The sequence below is a fragment of the Pseudomonas sp. PF05 genome, from assembly GCF_056521845.1.
In genome coordinates this window covers 1-23,054 of the sequence record NZ_JBWLPW010000019.1, presented here as the reverse complement: position 1 = coordinate 23,054, position 23,054 = coordinate 1, and the positions used below count along the sequence as shown (strand labels likewise).

Below are 23,054 nucleotides of genomic sequence, written 5' to 3'. Positions count from 1 at the left end.
CGACTTGCATGCATGACCCGGAGCCTTACATGACTTCCCCGACACCTTCGCCTGCGGACGAACTCCCCGGCGGCGAACAGGCCGACTTGTCCGACAGCGATATTTCCAGCAGCGAGGACGCCAAAGCGGCGATCCCGGCCTTCAAATTCCCGTTCAAACCCGGTGAGCTGGCTGCGGCCAAGGGCGCCGGCCAGCAGCCGTGGTACAAGAACGGCGCGAAGAATGGCCATACCAAGACCCCGGGCGCCGCGCCTCCCGGCACGCGTCGTTCGATGGGCAAGCGCTGAAATCATCCCTCAGGCACGGGGGCGACTTCAGTTCGCGATCCGTGCGCCTGCCAGGCTTCCACTCAATTCGTAAGCCGCCAGCTCAGACTGGTGCGCCGCGAGGATTTCCGGCAACGAGCCTCGCAGGTACTCGACCCAGGTCTTGATCTTCGCATCCAGGTATTGGCGCGATGGGTAGATGGCATAGAGGTTCAGTTCCTGGGAGCGGTAGCTGGGCATGACCCGCACCAACGTACCGTTGCGCAAGCCTTCGATGGCCGCGTACACGGGCAATACTCCCACCCCCATGCCGCTGGTGATCGCGGTTTTCATCGCATCGGCGGAATTCACCAGGAACGGTGAGCTGTTGATGGTGACCATCTCCTGGCCTTCCGGGCCGTCGAACACCCATTTTTCCAGCGGAATGACCGGGCTGACCAGGCGCAGGCAGGCGTGGTTGAGCAGGTCGCCGGGTTTTTGTGGGCAGCCGCTGGCTTTCACGTAGGCGGGCGACGCGCAGACGATGCTGTAGGTGATGCCCAGGCGCTGGGAGACGAAGCCCGAGTCCGGCAACTCGCTGGCGAGCACGATGGAGACGTCGTAGCCCTCGTCCAGGATGTCCGGCACCCGGTTGGCCAGGGTCAGGTCGAAGGTCACATCCGGATGCGTCTTGCGGTAACGGGCGATGGCGTCGATCACGAAATGCTGGCCGATGCCGGTCATCGTATGGACCTTCAACTGCCCGGCCGGTCGCGCATGGGCGTCGCTGGCCTCGGCTTCCGCTTCTTCGACATAAGCCAGGATCTGCTCGCAACGCAACAAGTAGCGTTTACCCGCCTCGGTCAGGGCAATGCGGCGAGTGGTGCGGTTGAGCAGGCGGGTTTGCAGATGGGCTTCCAGGTTGGAAACCGCACGCGAGACGTTGGCCGTCGTGGTGTCCAGTTGTGCGGCGGCGGCGGTGAAACTGCCCGCTTCGGCAACACAACTGAACGCGCGCATGTTTTGCAGGGTGTCCATGGAGGGCTCTCTTGGGAGGTGGCAAATTGTGACACGAAGTTACAGAGCTGCGGGACCCGACTAATGGATTATCGCGTTAACGGTAACAAAGATTCACAGAAAGGTCGGCTTATCGCCGGGCAGGGCGATGCCTAGAATTGCCGACACTGTGGCGCAGATCGCCTAACTGTGCGGCGCTGATCCTGTGGGAGCGGGCTTGCTCGCGAAGGCGAACTGACATCCAACATCATCGGTGACAGACACACCGCTTTCGCGAGCAAGCCCGCTTTCGCGAGCAAGCCCGCTCCCACAGCTCCCCCGACTTTCTCTCCTAGGAATTTTGCGCAAGTGCCGCGTTGCATCAGCAGAGAGCTGAAGACTCTCAGTGTTTGGGTCCTGACATTAACCATCAGCGGTTGCATCGGGACAGGAGGGATTGGGCCGCAAAGCCAGGTACTGCCAGCCAACCAACTGGCGACCGATGCCGCCATCCGCGAGGCGGCTCGCGATGCCCACTGGCCCACCCGCCAGTGGTGGCAAGCCTATGGCGATCGGCAGTTGGACCGCTGGATCGACCTGGCCGTGCAGGACAGCCCGAGCCTGGCCATGGCCGCTGCGCGGGTCCGCCAGGCCAAGGCCATGGCCGGCATTGCCGAGGCCGCCGAGTCGCTGCAGATCAATGGCCAGGCGACCCTCAAGCGTCATGGCTGGCCCACCGATCAGTTCTATGGCCCGGGCGAGCTGGCCGACACCACGACCTGGGACAACAACGCCGCCTTGGGCTTGAGCTACGCCCTGGACCTGTGGGGCCGCGAGCGCAATGCCAGCGAACGGGCGGTCGACCTGGCCCATGCCAGTGTCGCGCAGGCGCGCCAGGCGCAACTGGAACTGCAAAGCAACATCGTGCGCGCCTACATCCAGTTTTCACTGCACTTCGCCCAGCGCGATATCGTCGCCGCGACCCTTCATCAACAAGAGCAAATTCTCGACCTTGCGCAGAAGCGCCTGGACGGCGGCATCGGCACCCATTTCGAAGTCAGCCAGGCCCAGGCACCACTGCCCGAGACCCATCGCCAACTCGACGCCCTGGACGAAGCCATCGACTTGAGCCGCAATCAGTTGGCGGCGCTGGCGGGCAAGGGGCCGGGAGCGGGTGCGCAATTGCAACGCCCGACCCTGGCCCTCGGTGCACCCTTGAAGCTGCCGTCGGCCTTGCCCGCCGAACTGCTCGGCCAGCGTCCGGATGTGGTGGCCGGGCGTTGGCAAGTGGCGGCCCAGGCCCGAGGCATCGATGTGGCCCGGGCCGGTTTTTATCCCAACGTCGACCTGGTGGGTAGCCTCGGCTACATGGCCACCGGCGGTGGGGCGCTGGAGTTTTTGACGGGCAAGAAGCTTACCTACAACGTCGGGCCGGCGATCACGTTGCCGATCTTCGACGGCGGGCGCTTGCGTTCGCAATTGGGTGAGGCGGCGGCCGGATATGACATCGCCGTGGCGCACTACAACCAGACACTGATGAACGCCCTCAAGGGGATTTCCGATCAATTGATCCGCCGCCAATCCATGGACAAGCAGCAGGCCTTCGCCGCCGAATCGGTGGCCGCTGCCCAGCGCACCTACGACATCGCGATGGTGGCGTTCCAGCGCGGGCTTACCGACTACCTCAACGTGCTCAACGCCCAAAGCCTGTTGTTCAAGCAGCAACAGGTGCAACAGCAAGTGCAGGCTGCCCGCTTGAGTGCCCATGCCGATTTGGTGACGGCGCTGGGCGGTGGGTTGGAAGCCGGCAACGACTCCCCTGACTTAAGCCATGCTGAGTAGTTCTGTTGTGATGTCTTTATTCGCTCCTGCCCGCTGGCTCTACCGCCTGGAATGGCGCCGTGGTTTCTTCGACTGGGCCCGCAGCGACGGGGTGACCTGGGTCTATATTTTCAAGGTCCTGTTTGCCGCGTTCCTGACCTTGTGGCTGGCGATGCGCCTGGAGTTGCCGCAACCGCGCACGGCCATGATCACCGTGTTCATCGTCATGCAGCCCCAGAGCGGCCAGGTGTTCGCCAAGAGCTTCTACCGCTTCCTCGGCACCCTGGCTGGCTCGGCGGTGATGGTGGCGCTGATCGCCTTGTTTGCCCAGAACACCGAGCCGTTCCTCGCTTGCCTGGCGGTCTGGGTTGGCCTTTGTTCGGCAGGCGCGGCGCGTTATCGCAACTTCCGGGCCTATGGTTTTGTGCTGGCCGGCTACACCGCGGCGATGATCGGCCTGCCGGCCCTGGCCCATCCGGAAGGCGCGTTCATGGCGGCGGTCTGGCGGGTGCTGGAGATTTCCCTGGGGATCCTCTGCGCCACCCTGGTCAGCGCCGCGATCCTGCCGCAAACCGCCAGTGCCGCCATGCGCAATGCCTTGTACCAGCGTTTTGGGGTATTTGCCCTGTTTGTCACCGATGGCCTGCGTGGGCGCAGCAAGCGGGAGGCATTCGAAGCGCGCAACGTGGGCTTCATTGCCGAGGCGGTGGGCCTGGAAAGCCTGCGTAGCGCGACCGTATTCGAAGACCCGCACATGCGTCGGCGCAACGGCCGGCTCAGTCGCTTGAACAGCGAGTTCATGGGCATCACCACGCGTTTCAATGCTTTGCATCAATTGCTCGAGCGCTTGCGCAGCAGTGCGGCGGATCACGTGGTCAATGCCATCAAGCCGGGTTTGCAAACGTTGGCCGAACTGCTGGACGGTTTCAGCGGTCGCGCCCTGACTGACGCCGATGCGGCCCGTCTGGTGACGGCGCTGGCCGAGTACAAGGCCGAGCTGCCAGCCCAGGTGCGACGGCTGCGGGCGTTGTTCCAGGAAACGGCGCCCAGCGATGGGCAGCAACTGGATTTCCATACCGCCTACGAGCTGCTTTATCGCTTCGTCGACGACTTGCACGGCTACGCCCTGACCCACGCCTCCCTGGCCGATCATCGCCACGAACGTGAACGCTGGGACGAACCGTTCGTGCCGCAGACCAACTGGATGGCCGCCACGGCATCGGGTGTTCGTGCCGCCTTCATCCTGTTGGTGCTGGGCAGTTATTGGGTCGCCACGGCTTGGCCGAGCGGCGCGACCATGACGATGATCGCCGCCGCCACCGTGGGCTTGTCGGCCGCGACGCCGAACCCCAAGCGCATGGCTTTCCAGATGGCCTGCGGCACGCTGTTCGGGGCGTTGATCGGCTTTGTCGAGATGTTCTTCATTTTCCCGTTGATCGACGGCTTCCCTTTGCTCTGCGTGATGCTGGCGCCGGTGATCATGCTCGGTTCGTTCCTCAGCTCGCGACCGAAATACGCCGGGGTCGGGCTGGGCCTGCTGATCTTTTTCAGCACCGGTTCGGTGCCGGACAACCTGACGGTCTACAACCCCTACGCCTTCATCAACGATTACATCGCGATGATCCTCGGCATGTTGGTGTGCGCCGCCGCCGGGGCGATCATCCTGCCGCCCAACAGCCGTTGGTTGTGGCGCCGGCTCGAACAGGATTTGCGCGAGCAAGTGGTGTTTGCCATCAGCGGCAAGCTCAAGGGCCTGGCGTCGAGCTTCGAAAGTGGTACCCGCGACTTGCTGCATCAGGCCTACGGGCTGGCAGCGGGGCAGCCTCGGGTGCAACGGGACTTGCTGCGCTGGATGTTCGTGGTGCTGGAGGTCGGCCACGCGATTATCGAGTTGCGCAAGGAACAGGCGATTTTGCCGGTGCATCCGGCTTATGCCCAAAGCCAGCCATGGCGCCAGGCGATTCGGGTGATGGGGCGGGCGCTGGTGCGGCTGTTCCGCCAACCGAGCCAGAGCAATCTGGAGCGTGCCCTGGTGGCGGTGGACCACGCCATTAGCCGCGTGCAGGCCACCGACGAACCCTTCGCCCCGCATTTCGATACCTCGGCGCTGCGCCGGGTGAAAAGCTACCTGCATTTCATCCGTACCTCGTTGCTGGACCCGCAATCGCCATTGGCCGGCTATGCCATGTCGCATGCCACACCGCTCCCCCAGGAACCTGAACATGCCCCGTGAGATCGCTTTCCATGGTGTGTACATGCCCACCATGACCTTGATGTTTTTCATCGCCGCCGGCCTGGCCTGGGCCTTGGACCGCTTCCTGTCGGGGCTGGACCTGTACCGCTTCTTCTGGCACCCGGCGTTGCTGCGCCTGAGTCTGTTTACCTGTCTGTTCGGCGCGCTGGCGCTGACGGTCTACCGTTGAGATCGATGCAATGAAAAAGTTTTTCAGCCTGCTGGCGACGCTGTTGGTACTGGCCCTGGCGCTGTGGATCGGCCGCACGCTGTGGGTCCATTACATGAACACACCCTGGACCCGTGATGGCCGGGTACGGGCCGACATCATCAATGTCGCCGCCGATGTCAGCGGCGAGGTGGTCGAAGTGCCGGTGCGCGACAATCAGCAGGTGACAAAGGGCGACCTGCTGATGCGCATCGACCCCGAGCATTACCGCATCGCCGTGAAGCAGGCCCGCTCCCTGGTGGCGTCGCGCAAGGCCACTTGGGAGATGCGCAAGGTCAATGCCCATCGGCGTGCCGACCTGGACAGCCTGGTGATCTCCCGGGAAAACCGCGACGACGCCAGCAACATCGCCGACTCGGCCCTGGCCGATTACCAGCAGGCCCAGGCCCAGTTGGAAGCGGCGGAGCTGAACCTGTCGCGCACCGAAGTCCGCGCGGCGGTGGATGGCTACGTCACCAACCTCAACGTGCACCGTGGCGACTACGCCCGCATCGGCGAGGCGAAGATGGCCGTGGTGGACATGAATTCGTTCTGGGTCTATGGCTTCTTCGAAGAGACCAAATTGCCCAAGGTGCGGGTCGGCGATTCAGCGCAGTTGCAGTTGATGAGCGGTGAGATGCTCAAGGGGCATGTGGAAAGTATCTCCCGTGGCATCTACGACCGGGACAACCCCGAAAGCCGCGAACTGATCGCCGATGTGAACCCGACCTTCAACTGGGTTCGCCTGGCCCAGCGGGTGCCGGTGCGCATTCATCTGGACGAAGTACCCGACGGGGTGCTGCTGGCGGCAGGAATGACTTGCACGGTGGTGGTAGAACCCCGCGACAAGCGCTGACCCCCTGTGGAAGCCTGCTCGCGATAGCAGTGGTTCAGCCGTATCGATGGTGGCTGACACGCCGTCATCGCGAGCAACCTCGCTCCCACAGTTTTCGAGGTGTCCGCCATTTATCAAAGCGACCCACCCAAACCAAACCGCTTCATCAACCCCTTTTCCAGCAACCCCTTGGGCAGCAAGCCGGCCATCAAGGGCAGTGATCGGCTGCCGTTGCCCAGGCGCAGCAGGCGGGGAGGCTTGGCTTGTTGCGCGGCCTTGAGCAGGCCAGCGGCGAATTCGGCGGCTGGGGTCGGGTTGTCCTGGGAGGCCCTGGCCCGAGCGCGAATACCCTCGCGCAGCGGCCACCAGGGCGATTGCTCGCTGATCAGCTGTTCAGCTTCATGGCCGGCATTCTTGGCGAAGCTGGAGGCGATGGCGCCGGGTTGGACCTCCATCACGCCGATGCCGAACGGCGCCAGTTCCATGCGCAAGGCATCGCTCAAGGCGTGCACCGCCGCCTTAGAGGCGCAATAGGCCCCGGCAAACGGCGTGACCAGCACCCCGGAAACGCTGCCGATGTTTATCACCAGCCCCTTGGCCCGACGCAACACCGGGAACAGGGCGCGGGTGACCCCGACGATGGCGAACACGTTGGTTTCGAACTGACGCTGCAGAGCCTGCACACCGCCGTCCAGCAGCGGCCCCATGGCGCCGTAGCCGGCATTGTTGATCAGCACATCCAGGCCACCATGCTGCTGGTTGATCCGCTCGTTCAGTTGTTCCAACGCCTGGCCGTCGTTGACGTCCAGTTGCACGGCGGTGAACCCGGCCGTGGCGAGTGTCGCTACGTCTTCAGCCTTGCGCGCCGTGGTCCAGACCTGATAACCGGCAGTCTTGAAGGCGTCGGCGAGGGCGCGGCCAATGCCGCTGGAACATCCGGTAATCAGCGCAACAGGCATGGCGCATTCCTTGTGCAAAAAGTGGGGAGAGCAATCAATTGGAAAAGCTACCGTGCAAACGCTCGGCGCGAAACTCCAGGGTCTGCGGGCGATAACCCGGACGCAGGGGCGGCAGGGGCAGGCAGTCTTGCCAGTCGGCGCCAGCCTGCAATTGGCCGGGGCCCCGGTAGCGCGGTGCATCATAGGGATTGTCGGCCAGGTTGATGGTGTCGCCAGGCGCATAGGCCGCGACCCGCCAGCGCAGTTCGATCAGCGGCACGTCATTGGTATTTTTCAGGTTCAGCGACAGCGGTCGGTCGGCGGGGCAGCGTTCGGGGGCATAGGTGATGCGCAATTCCAGGCGCTCCAATTGCCGGGTCTCGCGGCCTTCCTCCCAGAGCACCCACGCAGCGACCAGTCCCAGCCCGATGAACGCCGCCAGGGAGACCGGCAAGGCCTTGGCCGGGTAACGCAACAGCAGGATGAGCCAGGTGATGACCAGCAAGACGCCGATAAGCATGGTTAAAGCCTCCGTTACCGTAGGTACATCCTACCGAAGGCCGCCGGCCATGGGTATTCACGTTCCACGTACCGCCGGTCGCCACTGTCACATCTGACAGTAGGCAACGTTGTGGAGTCGAGGTTTTGATGGTTCGCAACCACCCAGGTGCTACGACGGGACTCTTGTTTGATGGGCGTGGATCATCGAACACCAACGCTGACTGTCTCCGATCCGCGTCGCTTGGCGGTTCGCTCGGTCGGTTATTGCCGCAGCCTTGAGGGTAGCGCCGCGCTGCCGCGCATCAACCGCAGTCTCTTTGACGTGGCGGGACGTGCGGTCAAACAATGGGATCCGCGCCTGTGGACCTTGCAGCAGACCGATGAATCGGCACCGGCCAATCTCTCTGCGATTCATTCGCTGTCCGGCACCTTGCTGCATACAGACAGCGTCGATGCAGGCATCCAGATCGGTCTGCCGGGTCTCGCCGCCGAAGGTTTGCTGGGCTGGGATGCCCGAGGGACGCAGCAGGAGACGCTCTACGATGACTTGCTGCGTCCCGTGGCCGTGTTCGAGCAAGGCGCCAGCCAGCCGCGTCGGTGTACCGAGCGCATGACCTACGGATATCCCGGCCAGGATAATCAGGACCTAAACCTGTACGGACAATTGATCCGCCATGACGACCCGGCGGGTACGCTGTTGCTGGTTTCGTTTGCCCTGGCCGGGGAGAACCTTGTCCAAGACCGTCGTTTTATTCTCGACGCGGCGCCAGCCGATTGGCCGGAGTTGGAAGCTGATCGCGAGTTCTTGCTTGAACCCGGCGACGGCGCCGTTTCGACGTGGCGCGTCGGCCCGCTGGGTGATGTGTTGGAGCAAGTCGATGCCAGGGGAAATCGACAACGGCAAAGCCTGACGCTCGATGGCCGGTTGTTCGGCAGTCAATTGCAGTTGGCGGGCCAGGGCGATTGGCTGGCGCTGGTGAGCGACATTCGCTACGACGCCTTTGGGCAGATCGAACAGGAAGCGTCCGGCAATGGCCTCAGGACCACGCTCACGTACAGCCCTGAAGACGGACGGTTGATACAACGCCACGCCGTGCGCGTCGACCAAGTTTTGCAACATTTGCTCTACGACTATGACCCCATGGGCAATGTGCTGAATATCGAGGACCAAGCCCAGCCGGTCCGTCACTTCGCCAACCAGCGCATCGAGCCGGTCAGCCGATTTGTCTACGACAGCCTCTACCAACTGATCGAAGCCACGGGTTGGGAGGCGGGCATGGCCAGCCAAGGCCCCGAGTCCGCTGGACGCAACGACCCGGCGGCGGTCAGCAACTACCGGCAGACCTACCGCTACGACGAGGCCGGTAATCTGCTGGAGCTGACGCACGTCGGCGCCCAAAGTCATGGTCGACAAATGAAAGCGGCGCGCTACAGCAATCGCTGCCTGCTGTACCGCAACGGTATGCCACCCACTGAAGAGGAAATCGCCGTTGCGTTCGATGCGCGGGGCAACTGCCTGGAACTGGATGTGGGACGGTTCCTGGCCTGGGATTTGCGAAACCAGTTGAGTTCGGTCACACCGATTGAACGGGCTTCAGGGTTCAATGACAGCGAGTCGTATGTTTACGACGGCGGCGGGCAACGAGTGCGCAAGCTGCGCACCCTGCAAACCGGCGCCCGCACGCTGGCCGCCGAGGTTCGATATTTGCCGGGACTAAAACTGCACGCCGACAGCGGCACGGGCGAGGCGCTGCAAGTGATCGTTGCCCCGGGCGGGCTCAGCAGCGTCCAGATCCTGCATTGGGAAAGCCCGCCGCCAACCGGCGAGAACGACTGCTATCGATACAGCGTTGCCGATCATTTGGGCTCGGTCGGCCTGGAGCTTGCACAAGATGGGCGGATTATCAGTCGGGAGCACTTTTATCCGTTTGGTGAAACGGCTTATCTGGTTGGAGAGGATGCGATTGAGGTCAGCTACAAGACCGTTCGTTATTCGGGCAAAGAGCGGGATGCAACGGGGTTTTACTACTATGGCTTTCGGTATTACATCCCATGGTTGCAGCGCTGGGTGAATCCGGATCCGGTGGGACAAGTTGATGGGTTGAATCTGTTCCGGATGCTCAGGAATTGCCCACTCAGTTATAAGGACGACTCAGGCGGGAACAGTTTTCAAGTGACCGCTGACAATCGCTTCGATGTACTGAACGAGTCTGAGACAAAGGCGATAAATGAAGGCAGCGAGCTGGTTGCTCGCGGGCTGGATTATTTCCCTGCAGCAGCGAGGCAAAAAGTTAACGATGCCTTCGCCGAGGGCGAGTTCTGGCTGCGTGAGGCGACGAAGGAACTGTCGTCAAGCACGCTGAGTCGAAGCACCAAAAAATTGCTCGAAAAAATTTTTGGCGAGGACGCTCTTGCCAAGGAAGAGGACATCGATAATCTTCGAACACCCTTGCAGCAAAAGCTAAGTGACCTCAGTAATTATCTGCGCGACCTCAAGGAGAATAATGGTTGGAGGCTAGGGTTGGCGAAGTTTGAACGAGGCGGAATCACTGGGAGAACGGCATATAACAACACTCAAAGTCATAATATCTGGCTGAGTTTGGAGTTGATTGAAAACTCACATGCGCTAAGGGTAGCGAGTACCTTAGTACATGAGGCTGCCCATGCTATGTACCTTGGTGAAGGTCAGCACGTTCATGATTTTTGGTATCTTCCAGAAGCGTTACCGGCGGACGCAACTTCAGAGGATATTGATACTTATCCTCTGCTCAAACTTTTAATGTCCGAGGATGTTGTAAGCGAGGGACCTGTAGAGGAACGAATGAATCCCCACGGACGCAAAGCGTACGAAGGGATCATCAATGTTTCTTTGAAGCAGACGGGGCAATCACCTGCTACGTCTCCATCGGAACGACGGGAGGCATTCGTTAAAAACCCACGGGTACGTGCGGCTGTGATCATGCGTAATGCAGATTCATATCCCGGGTTGTTGATGAATTTTCGAAGAAAGAACTAAAAAAGCCCCCACCCAACCCACTGCGGATAGGGGACGCAGTGGGTTGGATGGGGGCTTCTTGTGCGACTGATCGACGTTGATCGTTATTGGGCGATGGTTTTCACCGAGACGCCGCGTTCGATCGGCGTCGAGCGACCGTAGATGTCTTCGAAACGCTCGATGTCATCTTCGCCCAGGTAGCTGCCGGACTGCACTTCGATGATTTCCAGTGGGATCTTGCCCGGGTTGCGCAGACGGTGGACCGACGCGATCGGGATGTAGGTCGACTGGTTTTCGCAGAGCAGGAACACGTTCTCGTCGCAGGTCACTTCGGCGGTGCCGCTGACCACGATCCAGTGTTCGGCGCGGTGATGGTGCATCTGCAGCGACAGGCACGCGCCCGGCTTGACCGAGATGTGCTTGACCTGGAAACGACCGCCCATGTCCACCGAGTCGTAGGAACCCCACGGACGATAGACCTCGCAGTGGTTCTGGGTTTCGGTGCGGCCCTGTGCGTTGAGGGTGTTGACCATCTGCTTGACGCCTTGGACCTTGTCCTTGTGGGCGATCATCATGGCGTCCTTGGTTTCGACCACCACGATGTTGTCCAGGCCGATCACCGACACCAGTTTGCCATTGCCGTGGATCATGCAGTTGCGGCTGTCCTGGACCACCACGTCGCCTTTGGTGACGTTGCCGTTGGCATCCTTGGCGTTGACTTCCCACAGCGACGACCAGCAGCCGACATCGCTCCAACCCGCCGACAGCGGTACCACGCAGGCGCGCTGGGTTTTTTCCATCACGGCATAGTCAATGGAGTTGTCCGGGCAGCAGGCGAAGGTGGCTTCGTCGAAGGTGATGGTGTCCGGGGTCTGCTCACTGCGCTCCAGGGTCAGCAGGCAGGTGTCGTAGATGTCCGGATCGTGCTTTTTCAGCTCTTCGAGGAAACGGCTGGCGCGGAACAGGAACATGCCGCTGTTCCAGAAGTAACCGCCGGCCTCGACGAACTCGGTGGCGCGCTTGACGTCGGGTTTTTCGACGAAGTGCGAGACACGGCTCACGCCTTCAGGCAGCAGCACGTCGTTGGTCGACTTGATGTAGCCGTAGCCGGTTTCCGGTTTGGTGGCCGGTACGCCGAACAGCACCATTTCGCCACGCTCGGCGGCCACGGTGGCCAGGGCCAGGGCGCGTTGCAGGGCTTTCTGGTCTTCCAGCACGTGGTCGGCGGGCAGCACCAGCATCAGCTCGTCGCGGCCTTCGTTGACCAGCATCATCGCGGTCAGCGCCACGGCCGGTGCGGTGTTGCGCCCGAACGGCTCCATCAGGATGCGCTGGGCTTCGAGCTTACGGTTGTTCAACTGCTCGTTGACGATGAAGCGGTGGTCTTTGTTGCAGACCACGATCGGCGTGTCCATGCCTTCGAACACCAGGCGCTCGAGGGTTTGCTGGAACAGGGTGTGTTCACCGGTCAGGGCCAGGAACTGTTTAGGGAATTGCTTGCGCGAAAGCGGCCAAAGACGTGAGCCACTACCACCTGACAAGATCACCGGAATCATGTTTGTTACTCCTTGAAGCGAAATGGTTGTTAGAGCTACTGCGTTCTGTCGTTTCACTCTCTTGTTCTTGTTCCGTACCCGAATGACTGACCCTCTGTAGGCGCTGACGAGTGCAGCGAGGCTGCGATCTTTCCCCTGACACTTGAATCGCAAGTGAAAGATCAAAATCAAAAGATCGCAGCCTGCGGCAGCTCCTACACAAATAGGTGTTCAGCCCTCAGGTGAATTCATCAGCGGGTCGACACCGGGCGTTTTACCCACACCGGCGACAGGTTGCTGCCTGAACCTGTGACGTACAGCACGGCCGCTTCGCCGCGCTCCAGGGCCACGGGCTTGAGATCGCCGACTTTCTTGTCGCCTTCGAACAGCGCCAGGGACACTTTCACCGGGTTGATCTCACGTTCGCCACGGCCTTTGGCCGCTACGTTCGGCACCACTTCGGTCTTGCCGTCGGCGGTCTTGAGGGTCAGTGCCTTGTCGCTGAGGTTCTGTACACGGACCAGGGATTTCTGCTTGTTCTTGAAAGGTGGTTCTTCGATCAGTTGAGGCTGGCCACTGGCGTTGTTGACCAGGGTGTAATAGTGATCGGAAGCCAGTTTAACCGGTACGGTCTGGCTGCCTACCTTGGCGCTGTAGTCGCCACCGGGCATGAAGCTGAAGTCGCTGCTGGCCAACGGGGCTACGTCGCTGATGTTGGTGCTGCCGACGGTGGCGCTGACTTCGGCGTTGGCGGCGTTATAGACCCGCACGAAGCTCGAGCCTTTTGGCGCGACCGGGCCATACAGGGCCGAGTCACCGGCAAAGGCCGACAGTGAGAGGGCGCTCATGCTGGCGACGAGAGCAACGGCCTTGAAGGTGCGAGCAGCGAGACGGCGAGGAGTAGTGTTGAAAGTCATGGTGGACCTCTCTTTCAGTTTTGCGCCCGGTCGGGCGTCTCGGATTGAGTGTTGGCGGCGACATTCTGTTGGCGAGCGCCGACTTGCTTGAGCTCTGCGACCCACTGTGGGTCGGCATCGCCGATTTCGTTGTTCACGGGCAGATAACGTTCAGGGAACTCCCAGATCAGCACCTGTGGCGGGCTGTTCTTGAAGGCATCGCTCTTGAGGTAGCTGAGCATCGGCAGAATCGGGCCGTGGCCGTCTTCGGCGTAGTTGACGACGTCGCTGTGCAGGGCTTGCTTGAGTGCACCGACGAAGTTCCAGTTGGGGTTGGCGCTGTAGCTGGTGCCGATCAGGGCCACGGGCACCTGGGTGTCGGCGAACAGCGCATCGTCGCCGGCCGGCTGGTCGTCGGCTTCGCGGGTGTTGCGCTTGACCAATGGCTCCTGGGCCGGCATCAGGTTTTCGAACAGCGGGTCCAGGGGCAGGAACTGGCGCAGGTCGCCCTTGTGGGTGATTTTTTCTGCAGGTTCGGTGACGAAGCGTTGTGGCTCACCGTTGAGCGGTGCGCGTTCGGCAATGGCCTTGGCCAGGTTCTCGGCAGCGACCTGGGCACCTTCCGGCGTCCAGTGGGTGTCGGTGCGCAGGAACACTTGCTGGCCGCCTTGCTTGGCCTGTTGCAGCGGGCCGAGCAGGTCAGGCGCGAGGATCTTGTCGGCCGCCACGCGAGCGTGGAAATCCTGGTAGAGGTTGGCGTGAATGCTCGATGGCTTCACGTCACCCAGGTGCTCGGGGTACAGCCGCGCCTTGGCCGGCACGATCGCCATGACCAGGGTGATGCCTTGTTCCTTGAGCTTTTGGCGCACGCCTTCGACCAGCGCGTAGTTGCCTTGCAGGTTCAGCTCTTCGTTGACGATCGGGTTGAACTCTTCGTCGCTGTACAGCCACTGGTCGCGGCCCAGGATCACGCCTTTGCGGCCTTCGTTGAACAGCTTGTAGTCCAGCGCAGCCCAGATGTTGGTGCCCAGGCGCTTGATCGGGAACTCGTCGTCGTAGTGCGTTTCCACGGCCTTGGTCCAGCGGCCGTTGAGTACGGTCGCGTCGGGGTTGGTAGTGAAGCCGAAGAAACTGCGCATCGACCACAGGCCCAGTGCTGTGAGGATCAGCATGAACAGTGCGATGTAAAAGATACGTAATGAGCGGGTCATGTTCAGATCCCTCAGAACTGGAAGTAAAGGAACGGCGAGAAGCTTTGCGCCGAGAGTTTGAGAATCGAGGCGATGAACAGCAGCAGCACCAGGGCGCGCATCACGTAGCGTGACCAGTCCACGGTCCAGTAGGCCGGTTGCACCTGGGCTTCGACACCCACGGTGTAGCCCGGTTCGTGGATCGTCGATGGGTTGTCACCCGGTACGGCCTTGATCATTCCCGGTTGCGCGGTGGCCGGGCCGTTGGCCTCGGTATTGACCTCAGGCTTGGTCTTGACCGGCGGACGGTTGGTGTAGAAGTCCCGCAGGCCGAAGAAGGCGAGGGTGACGTAGGCCACCACCAGCGTGGCGATCTGCAGGCCGGTGAGGTTGGCGCGGGTCAGTTCCGACAGCGACCAGTCGCCGAAGCTGAACATGGCGCCGTACATGCGACCGGCCACGTGCAGGTTCTCGGCACGGAAAATTACCCAGCCCATCACCACCAGCAGGAAGGTCAGCGCCCAGCGGATCGGGTTGATGCTGCGTGGCGTGGTGTTGATGCCCACCGCTTTTTCGATGGCCAGCCACATGCCGTGCCAGGCGCCCCAGATGATGTAGGTGAAGTTCGCGCCGTGCCACAGACCGCCGAGCAGCATGGTCAGGAACAGGTTGCGATAGGTCATCAGCGTGCCTTTGCGATTACCGCCCAGGGTGATGTAGAGGTAGTCGCGCAGCCAGGTCGACAGGCTGATGTGCCAGCGGCGCCAGAACTCGGTGATCGACTGGCTGATGTAGGGCTGCTTGAAGTTTTCCATGAAGCGAAAACCCATCATCAGGCCCAGGCCGATGGCCATGTCGCTATAGCCGGAGAAGTCGAAGTACAGCTGCGCGGTGTAGGCCAGGGCGCCGAGCCAGGCATCGCCCGTGGTCGGGTTCTGCAAGGCGAAGCAATGGTCGGCCACCACCGCCAGGGTGTCGGCGATGAACACTTTCTTGATGAAGCCCTGCATGAAGCGCGTGCAGCCTTCGGAAAACTTGTCCAGCGTATGTGTACGGTTGTTGAACTGGTCGGCCAGGTCGCGGAAACGCAACACGGGGCCGGCGATCAGGTGCGGGAAAATGGCCACGAACGCTGCGAAGTCGATCAGGTTGCGGGTTGCCGGCGTGTCACCGCGATAGACGTCGATGATGTAGCTGATGGACTCGAAAATGTAGAACGAGATCCCGATCGGCAACAGCACGTGGGTCAGGATGAACGGATTGAGACCGAAGCCGGTGATGATGGCGTTGAGGCTGTCCACGCCGAAGTTGGCGTACTTGAAATAGCCCAGGATGGCCAAGTCCACGCCCACGCCGAGCAGCAGCCAGCGCTGGGCCGGTTTGGTGCGCACGCCGGCGGCGCCGACTTTCAGGCCGATCCAGTAGTTCCACAGGGTGACGCCGGCGAACAGCGCCAGGAAGTCCACCCGCCACCAGGCATAGAACACGTAGCTGGCGATCAGCAGCAGCAGGTTGCGATAGCGTTGCCCGCTCAAGTAGTACAAGCCGAGAAAGATCGGCAAGAACAGAAACAGGAACACATTGGATGAAAATACCATCCCGATCTCTCCATGTTGAATCAACAGTCAAGGGCCAGAGCCCCCCCAAACCCCCCCATGAAAACCGGGGGGGTTATTGCATTTCAGTCGCCTTGCTCCCACAGCTCCCCTGCCAGGCAAGGGATATGGCATCAGCTTCCTTTTTCACCTTTCTCACGCGAAGGGTCGTACACCCGGGTCAAGTCCCCACCGAGGCGGAAAGTCTTGAACGGTTGCATCTCATGCTTGCGCTCCAGCACATCCTCGGAGCAGGTGTAGAGGCTGCAGAACGGTTCGAGCCAGGCGAATTTCGAATCGATCTTCAGGTCCTTCATGTCCTGCTCTTCGCCGTTCTTCTCTTCGAAGATGTCCGGGTCTTCCACCCCGGCCAGCACTCGGTCGCCCAGTCGCTTGAGGGCGCCGTTGTTTTCCTGGCGCAGGTCCACACCGTTGACCTGGGCGAAACTGGCGATCATCGCCAGGGGCGGCAGGGCATAGTTGTGGTAGGACAGGGCGCGTTGCTTGCGCTTGAGTTCGTTGGGCAAGAAGCCCTCGGCGTCGATCTGGTTGGCGCCGACCTTGTATTCCTTGACGGCCCAGTCGAACAGGTCGCGGCGGTTGGTCGCCACGGCGGTGGCCATCACCGACCAGGCGGCCCAGTAGGAGTGGTTGTTGATTTTTTTCAGCGGCAGGTTGTCCCAGTCGCTGACCACCTGATCGGCCATCTTGCTGAACCAGCCTTCGATCAGTTGTGCCTGTTCCTGATGATTAGCCAGCGGGCGAGACTCGGAGAACTTCAGGCGTACATAGGCCGAAGCCATGCTTCCCAGGGCCCATTTGCGCATGGACTTGCCGGTGTGGTTGAAGTCCTTGGACATCAGCGCATCGGCCTTGGCCCAGGCGGTCAGCCAGTTCAGGGTGCATTCCAGCTGCTCGGGACGGCCGTCGCGCATGAATTGCATCACTTGTTTGCTGACGCCGCGCTCGATCCGGGTGATGTCGGAAGTGGCATCGCGGAAGGCCTTCTCCGATTTCACGTTCAGCGTTGCACGGGCCTTGTCGGAGCCCTCGTATTTGCTACGAAATTGCAGGGCGCCAGTGTAGGGCGTCGGTACCGCCTCACAGCGGTCATCAGAACTGCCCGTCTTGAATTTTTCGATCGGTGCGAAGTAACCCTGTGGCGGACGCAGCGGGGCCGCGGCCTGCGTTGCTCCGGCGAATATCGCCAGAGTCAGCAGCGACGGCGCCAGCAGCGTTTTCAACGTTCGGGTGCGCGTGGTTCTAGTCATGAGACGAGACCTCATTGTCCGATTTGAGCCGTTTGTTGCCCGGCTTGCCCAGATGCGTTGCGTTTGCAGACTTTCGCTTCGATTTGCAGTGGCTCTTTACCGGCTTCCGGGCCCTGGACTTCGACGGCTAGCAGGTTCTGCGAAGCCCAGTCCTCGTCGGTGCGCAATTGGAAGGCGAAACGTCCGTCGGTTTCTGCGGTATCCGGTTTTTCGATCTTGATGTCCTCGTGGCGCCCATTCATGTACCAGAGGGTGGCTTGCAAGGTTTTCACCGAGGTGTCGGCGAAGCGGATGTCGACCTGGTGGCTGCCGTTACGCAGATCCATGTTCTTGCTGTTGACCATCAATTCGTTCGTGCCCGGCTTGAGCGCGGTCTTGCTGCTCATCACTGCCGGCTTGCCTTCGCAACCGTTGTTGTCCAGCAGCGCCATCATCTGGCGATAGATGGTTTCCTGGTCCAGGCGATACAGCGGCGAGAATTCCCAGATGAGGATTTTCGGCGGGTTCTTCTGGAAGTCTTCGCTGCCCAGGTACTGGATCATCGCGCCCTCGAAACCGCCGCCAGGGAAGGCAACGTTGAGGATGTCGGCGCCGATGTCTTCCTGCAGGAAGCCGGCAAAGTTGTAGTTCTTGCCGCTGTGACTGGTGCCCACGAGGGTGATCTGCGGGTTGCCGGAGTCGCCGAACAGGTCACCGTCGCCGGCCTCGCCCTTAGGCTCGGTGGTGAACTGATCCATGTACTGGATCGCGTAGCTGGTGCCGCACAGTTGCCCGGCCATGTTGTGCAGGGTGCCGGTCTTGCCCATGCGGCCGGACCTCTTGGTCTCGAACTCACGCTTGGGAATGTCGGCGAAGGCCGGGAGCTGCTTGACCTTTTCGGCGACGATCTTGGCCGTGCGCTGGGCGCCGTACGGGGTCCAGTGCTGGTCGCCACGGAAATAGAAATCGTGGGCCGGCAGGGTTTCGGGCAGGTTTTCGTTGGTCAGCGGCGACAGGTCCGGCACCACGTAACCCATCTGGGCGAAACGACCGAGCATGGATTTGTAGTTGGTCAGGGCCTTGTCGAAGTTGAAGCTGGCCTTCTCCTGGGCATTGAGCTTGTTGCGGTTTACCAGGCCCCGGGTCGGCTGGTAGACAAGCACCAGCTCGACGCCTTTGGCCTTGAACGCATCGTGCAACTGCTGCAGGCGTTTGTAGCCGGACGCGGTGGTGTTGAATTCGGTACGCAGGTCTTCCTGGGTCCGGAACAGCCAGTCGCCCTGGGCCTGTACCAGTGTGGTGAAGTTCTGCTGGTAGCGCGTGGTGTAGTTCTTTGCGTCATGGGCTGCCGGGCACAGGTTGCAGCACGGCTCGGCGGTAAAGGTCGGTGCCTTGATTTCATCGGCACGGGCGCCGCTTGCAGCGGCCAGAATGCCGGCAGTCAGGGCAGACAGGCCCAAAAGTTTGATCATCTGTGGGTTCATAAAGGTCATCCTCAGTCCCGCATTTCGGTCTGGCGTTCGACAGGGTCGATCAGCACGGCTTTCTGCTGGCGCACCAGCAGGTCGAGAATTTCATCCTGGCGCTCGCCGAGAATTCCCGAGAAGCTGATGCCGCTGGATTTGGTCGGCGCGAGCATGGACACGCGGTACAGCTCGACGCTCAATGGCGAGTCGATGGACAGCGGGCCGCTGCCATTGGCAGCCAGTTCGCCGCCGACCACGATCAGCGAGACCTGGGCGTCGAACGGGTCGAGCTTGATGTCCCGGTCGGTGTCGGACAGGTCTTTGATGTGGCCGTAGAGACCGGTCAAGCCGTTGGCCATGGACACGTTTTCGTAGAGGCGGATGTTCACGCTGTTACGAATGCGAATGCCGTGGCGGCGATTGCTGATCACTTTGTTGCCCCACAACAGGTTGTCGGCACTCTCGTAGAGCGTGATGCCGTCGGTGTGGTTCTTGTAGATTTCGTTGTAGGCGATCAGGTTGTTCACGCTGTTACGGTCGATCACCAGGCCCGAGAGTTTGTTGTCGTAACTGCGGTTGTTGAAAATGAAGCTGTCGTTGACCTCGCGGGAAATAATGATCCCGTGTTTTTTCTTGGTCCCGTAGACAGTGTTGTCGGCAATGATCAGCCGATGGGAACGGTCATGGGGGTCGATGCCATAGACGATGTTGTCTTTGTAGGTGTTGCCCTTGATCACGAAATCGCGGGTCTCGTAGCAGTAGAAGCCGTACCACATGTCCGAGAACTCGGAACCGATGATCCAACCGGTCGGTTCCGGGCGCTTGAGGACCTTGGCCATGTTCGGCGTGTACTGCGAAATACTCACCCCGTACGACTTACTGTTGGCGTAGCCGAAGCTGGCCATTTTCGAGTTCACGATGTACGTCTCGGTGCCACCCCAGGCCAGCAGGAACGGACGGAACTCGTTGGGCGAACGGAACGTGGCGGGGCCGTTGTCCTTTTCGCGCCAGCCGGTGACCTTGGTGTCGCTGATGAACATCTGGCCATCGTTGACCAGGAACGAGCCTCCCTCCTGGGACAGGCGCAGTTCCTGGGTCTGTTTGTCGATTTCCAGGATGCCTTTCTGGCCAACCACGATCGGAATCTTCGCCAGGTACACACCCGGCGAGGTTTCGATGACGTACTTGGGCACCTTCTTGGCCAGGTCCTTCAGGTTCATGTAGCCGTCGTCAAGGAAGATGGCCTGTGGGATGCCGTGCTGACGCACCACCCATTCGGCCATCTTGTTGTCGCCGCCGATGAAGTCCTTCAGGGCGTTTTCCTGCATCATCCGCCGCACGCTGACCTTGCCGACTTTGGTCCGCACGATCTTGGCCGCAGCCGCTTCGGCGGTGTAGCCCTTGAGGTCGGGCAGGGTCGGCGTGGCCAGCTCCAGCGGTGCGGTCGGCGCGCTGCTGACGGTGTAGGTCTTGGCTTGTTGCAGTTCCTTGACCACTTTGCCCGGTTTGACCACCGGTTCAACGTTGGCGAACGCCGGCGAGCCGGCCAGCAGCATCGCTGCGACCAACAGGCTGATCGAACCTTTCATCGCCTGGCTGTTCCTGAGGTAGCGGTTCATATCGGGCACTCCCATGGCCATTCGCATCAGAAGCGCCAGATCACGTCGACAAAGGCGCGATGCATGTACGAATCGACCTCTTTGCCGTAAGCGTCGCCTGGCTTGAACACGCCGCCACGAAAGCGCACCAGCGCCGACGGCTCATCAATGGACTGACTCAGCGCGGCCGGCAGCAGGCCTTGCTTGAAGTACTTGGTGACGACCAGGTCGACTTCCTGGCCCAGGTCCTTGTTACCGTCGCGCAGTGGCAGGGACGAGGTGGACAAAATCGCGCCGGTCACGTCATCGGTGTTGTTTTCCACGGCGTTGATACCGTTGCTGCCCACCGGCTTGTTGCCATCCACGCGCCAGAATTTGTGGTAGACCAGGCTGGCGTCGTATTCGTCGCGCAGTTGCCAGGAACCGAACAGGCTGGCGCTCTGGGTGTTGGCCATTTCGCCGCGGAACGCTTCGCCGAAACGGTGCACGCGCGAGCGGGTGCCGGTGAAGTTCGAGCGGTTGCTCTGCAGGCCGTTCTGTTCGTAGTCCTCGCTGGCGCGGGCATAGGCCGCACCGACTTGCCATTGCGGGTCCAGGCGCAGGCGGATACCCAGGTCAGTGGCCCAGCCGTCCACGTCATCGCTGTGCTTGGCTTCTGTTGGGCGCGTGCCGTCGGCATTGAGCGGGTTGACGGTGTCACGCTCGCCGGTCATGCCGGTAAGGCTGGCCCAGTAGTTGACGGTGTTGGTGTTGCGCCAGTTGTAGGCGTCGCTGTTGGCTTCCAGGCCCAGCCAGGTCAAGTCACCGTTCTCGGTCTTGTCCAGGGTGTCGGTGGCTTCGCCCGGGGTCGGGTAGTCGAGGCTGCCGTCGTCATGGGAGTGGTGGGCACGGATACCGGCCCACTGGCCTGGCATCCACTGGTAGCCCACGTCGCCGTAGACGTGCAGGCGGTCCTTGTCCTTGGGGGACAATTCCTTGAGGTCGGTGCGGTATTCGCTGAAGCGTTCGGCCACACCGAGGTTGGCCCGCAGCAAGGTGGTGTCGAAGGTCCAGTTCAGGGCTTCGATGTTGGTGTCGCGCCATTGGCCGTCGTCATTGCGCAGGCGCTGGCGACCGAACTTCAGCTGCTCGCCCGGGTAGGGGGTCAGGCCACTGTAGCCAATCCAGAACTCGCGCATGGCCAGGTAGCTTTTCTTGGCTTCGCGATCACCGCTCTCCGTTTGCTGGGTGCTGCCATCGGACTGTTGCAGGGTGTCGGTCTCGATGATGTCGCTGGACGTCACGGCCTGGGCCATGGCGTAGGCGCTCCAGGCGCCGCTTTCACCGTAGACCCACGGCCGCAGGTCCAGGCCGATACCGTTGACGTCGCCACCGCTCTGGGTGCCGAGGTCGCGGTCGTCTTCGGACTGGCCGGTGACTTTCACTTCCAGGCCGAAATTCTTGCTCTCGGTCAGCGCTGCCAGGGTCGGGCAGGACCACAGCAGGGCAAACGACAGGCCAATACCAGCCTGCACAAAAGGATTGAGCTTCAAAAGCTTCATAGAGGTTCCTCGCCGTCATCTTCTTTTAGGGCTTGCAGTTCCAGCGTATCGGGGCTCATCGAGCCGCGAACGGCCTGCTCTTGTTGTAGCAGGCGTTGCGCTTGTGCAAGTTGCTGCGGCGGCAATTGTGCTTCGAGGGTTTGGGCAAGCTCGATGGCTTGCGGGGTGTTCTGCACCTTGGCCAACTGGCTGAACACGTAGGCGTTGACCGGGTTGGGCTTGGTGCCCTTGCCCTGGGAGAACAGCTGGGCAATGGCAAAGTCGGCGCTGTTCTGGCCGTTGCGGGCGGCCTTGAGCAGGTGGTCCAGGGCTTTTTGCGAGTACACCTTGCCCAGGTAACCGCGGCGATAGATCTGGCCGAGGTAGTAGTCGGCGGCCACTTCGCGGCCAACGGCTTTCTGGAAATGCTCCTCGGCAACCTTGGCATCGGCCGGGACCCACTTGCCTTCGTAGTAAAGCTTGCCCAGCAACAGCTCGGCGCGCGGCTGATCGGCGGCGCGGCCGTTTTCCAGGTACTGCATCATCTTGTCGACGTCACCCAGTTCCGGGAAGTCGTAGAGCAGCTGTGCCAGGCTGACCCAGGCAGCGGGATAGCCAGGGGCGATGCCTTCGAGCAACGACTGGGCGGTTTTTTCGTCGGTCTTGCCCAGGCTCGCATCGGCCAGGACGCGGGCGACGCTGTCCACGCGTTGAGCGGATACGACGCCACGGGCGTGACCGTCTTGCATCTGCTTGAGCAACTCGGCCTGCTGTTCCGGCTGGCCGCGCTTCTGATAGACCGTGGCCAGTTCGACGTAGCAGATGTCGGTGGTCGCCAGTGCGGCCTTGCAGACCTTCTCGACTTCGTCCAGGTGCTGGTCGTAGGTGCCTTGGGTGCGGTAGAGCAGAATCTGCGCCAGGCCCGCTTCCGGGTAACCGGCACTGCGCCATTGGTTGATCTGCTGCTGAGCGTTCACGTTCGGGAAGCTGTGGGGATATTGCAGGTACAGCATCGCCAGCGGGATCAGGGTGCCACCTTGACCGTTGGCGAAGGCTTCCTTCAGCAGTCCTTCGGCTTCGTGCTTTTCAGCTTCAGTGGAACCGGGCTTGGCCACCAGCAGGCGACCCAGGCGAGCCTGGGCCCGCGGCGAGATATCGGCGGCGGCGCGGTAAGTCGCCTCGGCTTTTTTCATCTGCTCGGGGTCGCGACTGTCCACCTGGATGTCGGCCAG

General features: G+C 61.4%; 18 protein-coding genes. 6 read left to right on the top strand and 12 right to left on the bottom strand.

The features are described 5' to 3' along the window. Positions 1-29: 29 nt before the first annotated feature. Entirely contained in the window at positions 30-287 is a 258-nt protein-coding gene (locus AC09SL_RS24840; protein ID WP_058542756.1) for a hypothetical protein, read from the top strand. 27 nt (positions 288-314) lie between these two features. Here AC09SL_RS24840 and AC09SL_RS24835 read toward each other — a convergent pair whose 3' ends face one another. After that, positions 315-1,283 carry a LysR family transcriptional regulator gene (locus AC09SL_RS24835; protein WP_058542757.1) on the bottom strand — a complete coding sequence of 323 codons (969 nt, stop codon included), beginning with the start codon at positions 1,281-1,283 and terminating at the stop codon, positions 315-317. A gap of 327 nt (positions 1,284-1,610) precedes the next feature. Here AC09SL_RS24835 and AC09SL_RS24830 point away from each other — a divergent pair, with 327 nt between their 5' ends. From AC09SL_RS24830 to AC09SL_RS24815, 4 genes are read left to right on the top strand one after another with little or no spacing between them, the layout of a single operon-like run. Then, a complete protein-coding gene (locus tag AC09SL_RS24830) occupies positions 1,611-3,083 on the top strand; it encodes an efflux transporter outer membrane subunit (RefSeq protein WP_058542758.1) in 1,473 nt (490 codons plus the stop codon). Positions 3,084-3,090: 7 nt separating this feature from the next. Beyond that, positions 3,091-5,295: an FUSC family protein gene (locus tag AC09SL_RS24825; RefSeq protein WP_058542791.1), complete on the top strand. Its 2,205-nt coding sequence runs from the start codon at positions 3,091-3,093 to the stop codon at positions 5,293-5,295. Beyond that, the gene (locus AC09SL_RS24820; RefSeq protein WP_003205331.1) at positions 5,285-5,485 is read left to right on the top strand and encodes a DUF1656 domain-containing protein; all 201 of its coding nucleotides are present in this window, start codon (positions 5,285-5,287) and stop codon (positions 5,483-5,485) included. The genes AC09SL_RS24825 and AC09SL_RS24820 overlap by 11 nt, the downstream gene beginning before the upstream one ends. Before the next feature lie 10 nt (positions 5,486-5,495). Further along, complete coding sequence (locus AC09SL_RS24815) at positions 5,496-6,359, top strand: efflux RND transporter periplasmic adaptor subunit (protein WP_058542759.1); 864 nt, start codon at positions 5,496-5,498, stop codon at positions 6,357-6,359. Between the two features lie 113 nt (positions 6,360-6,472). On the opposite strand, the gene AC09SL_RS24810 is transcribed toward AC09SL_RS24815, so the two are convergent. Both AC09SL_RS24810 and AC09SL_RS24805 read right to left on the bottom strand, forming a co-directional pair. Beyond that, on the bottom strand, positions 6,473-7,297 hold the full coding sequence (locus AC09SL_RS24810) for an SDR family oxidoreductase (RefSeq protein WP_058542760.1): 825 nt from the start codon (positions 7,295-7,297) through the stop codon (positions 6,473-6,475). A gap of 34 nt (positions 7,298-7,331) precedes the next feature. Further along, positions 7,332-7,796 carry a hypothetical protein gene (locus AC09SL_RS24805; RefSeq protein ID WP_058542761.1) on the bottom strand — a complete coding sequence of 155 codons (465 nt, stop codon included), beginning with the start codon at positions 7,794-7,796 and terminating at the stop codon, positions 7,332-7,334. Positions 7,797-7,967: 171 nt separating this feature from the next. Here AC09SL_RS24805 and AC09SL_RS24800 point away from each other — a divergent pair, with 171 nt between their 5' ends. Then, positions 7,968-10,793, top strand: a complete 2,826-nt coding sequence (locus AC09SL_RS24800) for an RHS repeat domain-containing protein (protein WP_081264464.1) — start codon at positions 7,968-7,970, stop codon at positions 10,791-10,793. 83 nt (positions 10,794-10,876) lie between these two features. On the opposite strand, the gene AC09SL_RS24795 is transcribed toward AC09SL_RS24800, so the two are convergent. The 9 genes from AC09SL_RS24795 to algK all read right to left on the bottom strand — a co-directional run. Then, positions 10,877-12,328 (bottom strand): mannose-1-phosphate guanylyltransferase/mannose-6-phosphate isomerase, encoded by a 1,452-nt coding sequence (locus AC09SL_RS24795; protein ID WP_058542762.1) that lies wholly within the window; start codon positions 12,326-12,328, stop codon positions 10,877-10,879. Positions 12,329-12,558: 230 nt separating this feature from the next. Beyond that, positions 12,559-13,224 (bottom strand): alginate O-acetyltransferase AlgF, encoded by a 666-nt coding sequence (locus AC09SL_RS24790; protein ID WP_058542763.1) that lies wholly within the window; start codon positions 13,222-13,224, stop codon positions 12,559-12,561. Between the two features lie 14 nt (positions 13,225-13,238). Then, the gene (locus AC09SL_RS24785) at positions 13,239-14,414 is read right to left on the bottom strand and encodes an alginate O-acetyltransferase (protein ID WP_058542764.1); all 1,176 of its coding nucleotides are present in this window, start codon (positions 14,412-14,414) and stop codon (positions 13,239-13,241) included. A gap of 11 nt (positions 14,415-14,425) precedes the next feature. Further along, positions 14,426-15,991, bottom strand: a complete 1,566-nt coding sequence (locus tag AC09SL_RS24780) for an MBOAT family O-acyltransferase (RefSeq protein ID WP_058542765.1) — start codon at positions 15,989-15,991, stop codon at positions 14,426-14,428. Positions 15,992-16,122: 131 nt separating this feature from the next. Then, complete coding sequence (locus tag AC09SL_RS24775; protein ID WP_058542766.1) at positions 16,123-17,259, bottom strand: mannuronate-specific alginate lyase; 1,137 nt, start codon at positions 17,257-17,259, stop codon at positions 16,123-16,125. 11 nt (positions 17,260-17,270) lie between these two features. Then, complete coding sequence (locus AC09SL_RS24770; protein WP_058542767.1) at positions 17,271-18,722, bottom strand: alginate O-acetyltransferase; 1,452 nt, start codon at positions 18,720-18,722, stop codon at positions 17,271-17,273. An 11-nt stretch (positions 18,723-18,733) separates the two neighbouring features. Continuing rightward, positions 18,734-20,323 (bottom strand): mannuronan 5-epimerase AlgG, encoded by a 1,590-nt coding sequence (gene algG / locus AC09SL_RS24765; RefSeq protein WP_058542768.1) that lies wholly within the window; start codon positions 20,321-20,323, stop codon positions 18,734-18,736. 26 nt (positions 20,324-20,349) lie between these two features. Next, positions 20,350-21,834, bottom strand: a complete 1,485-nt coding sequence (locus tag AC09SL_RS24760; protein WP_058542792.1) for an alginate export family protein — start codon at positions 21,832-21,834, stop codon at positions 20,350-20,352. Positions 21,835-21,839: 5 nt separating this feature from the next. Continuing rightward, positions 21,840-23,054 (bottom strand): alginate biosynthesis TPR repeat lipoprotein AlgK (gene algK / locus AC09SL_RS24755; protein WP_479571962.1); only part of this gene is annotated, 1,215 nt, incomplete at its 5' end.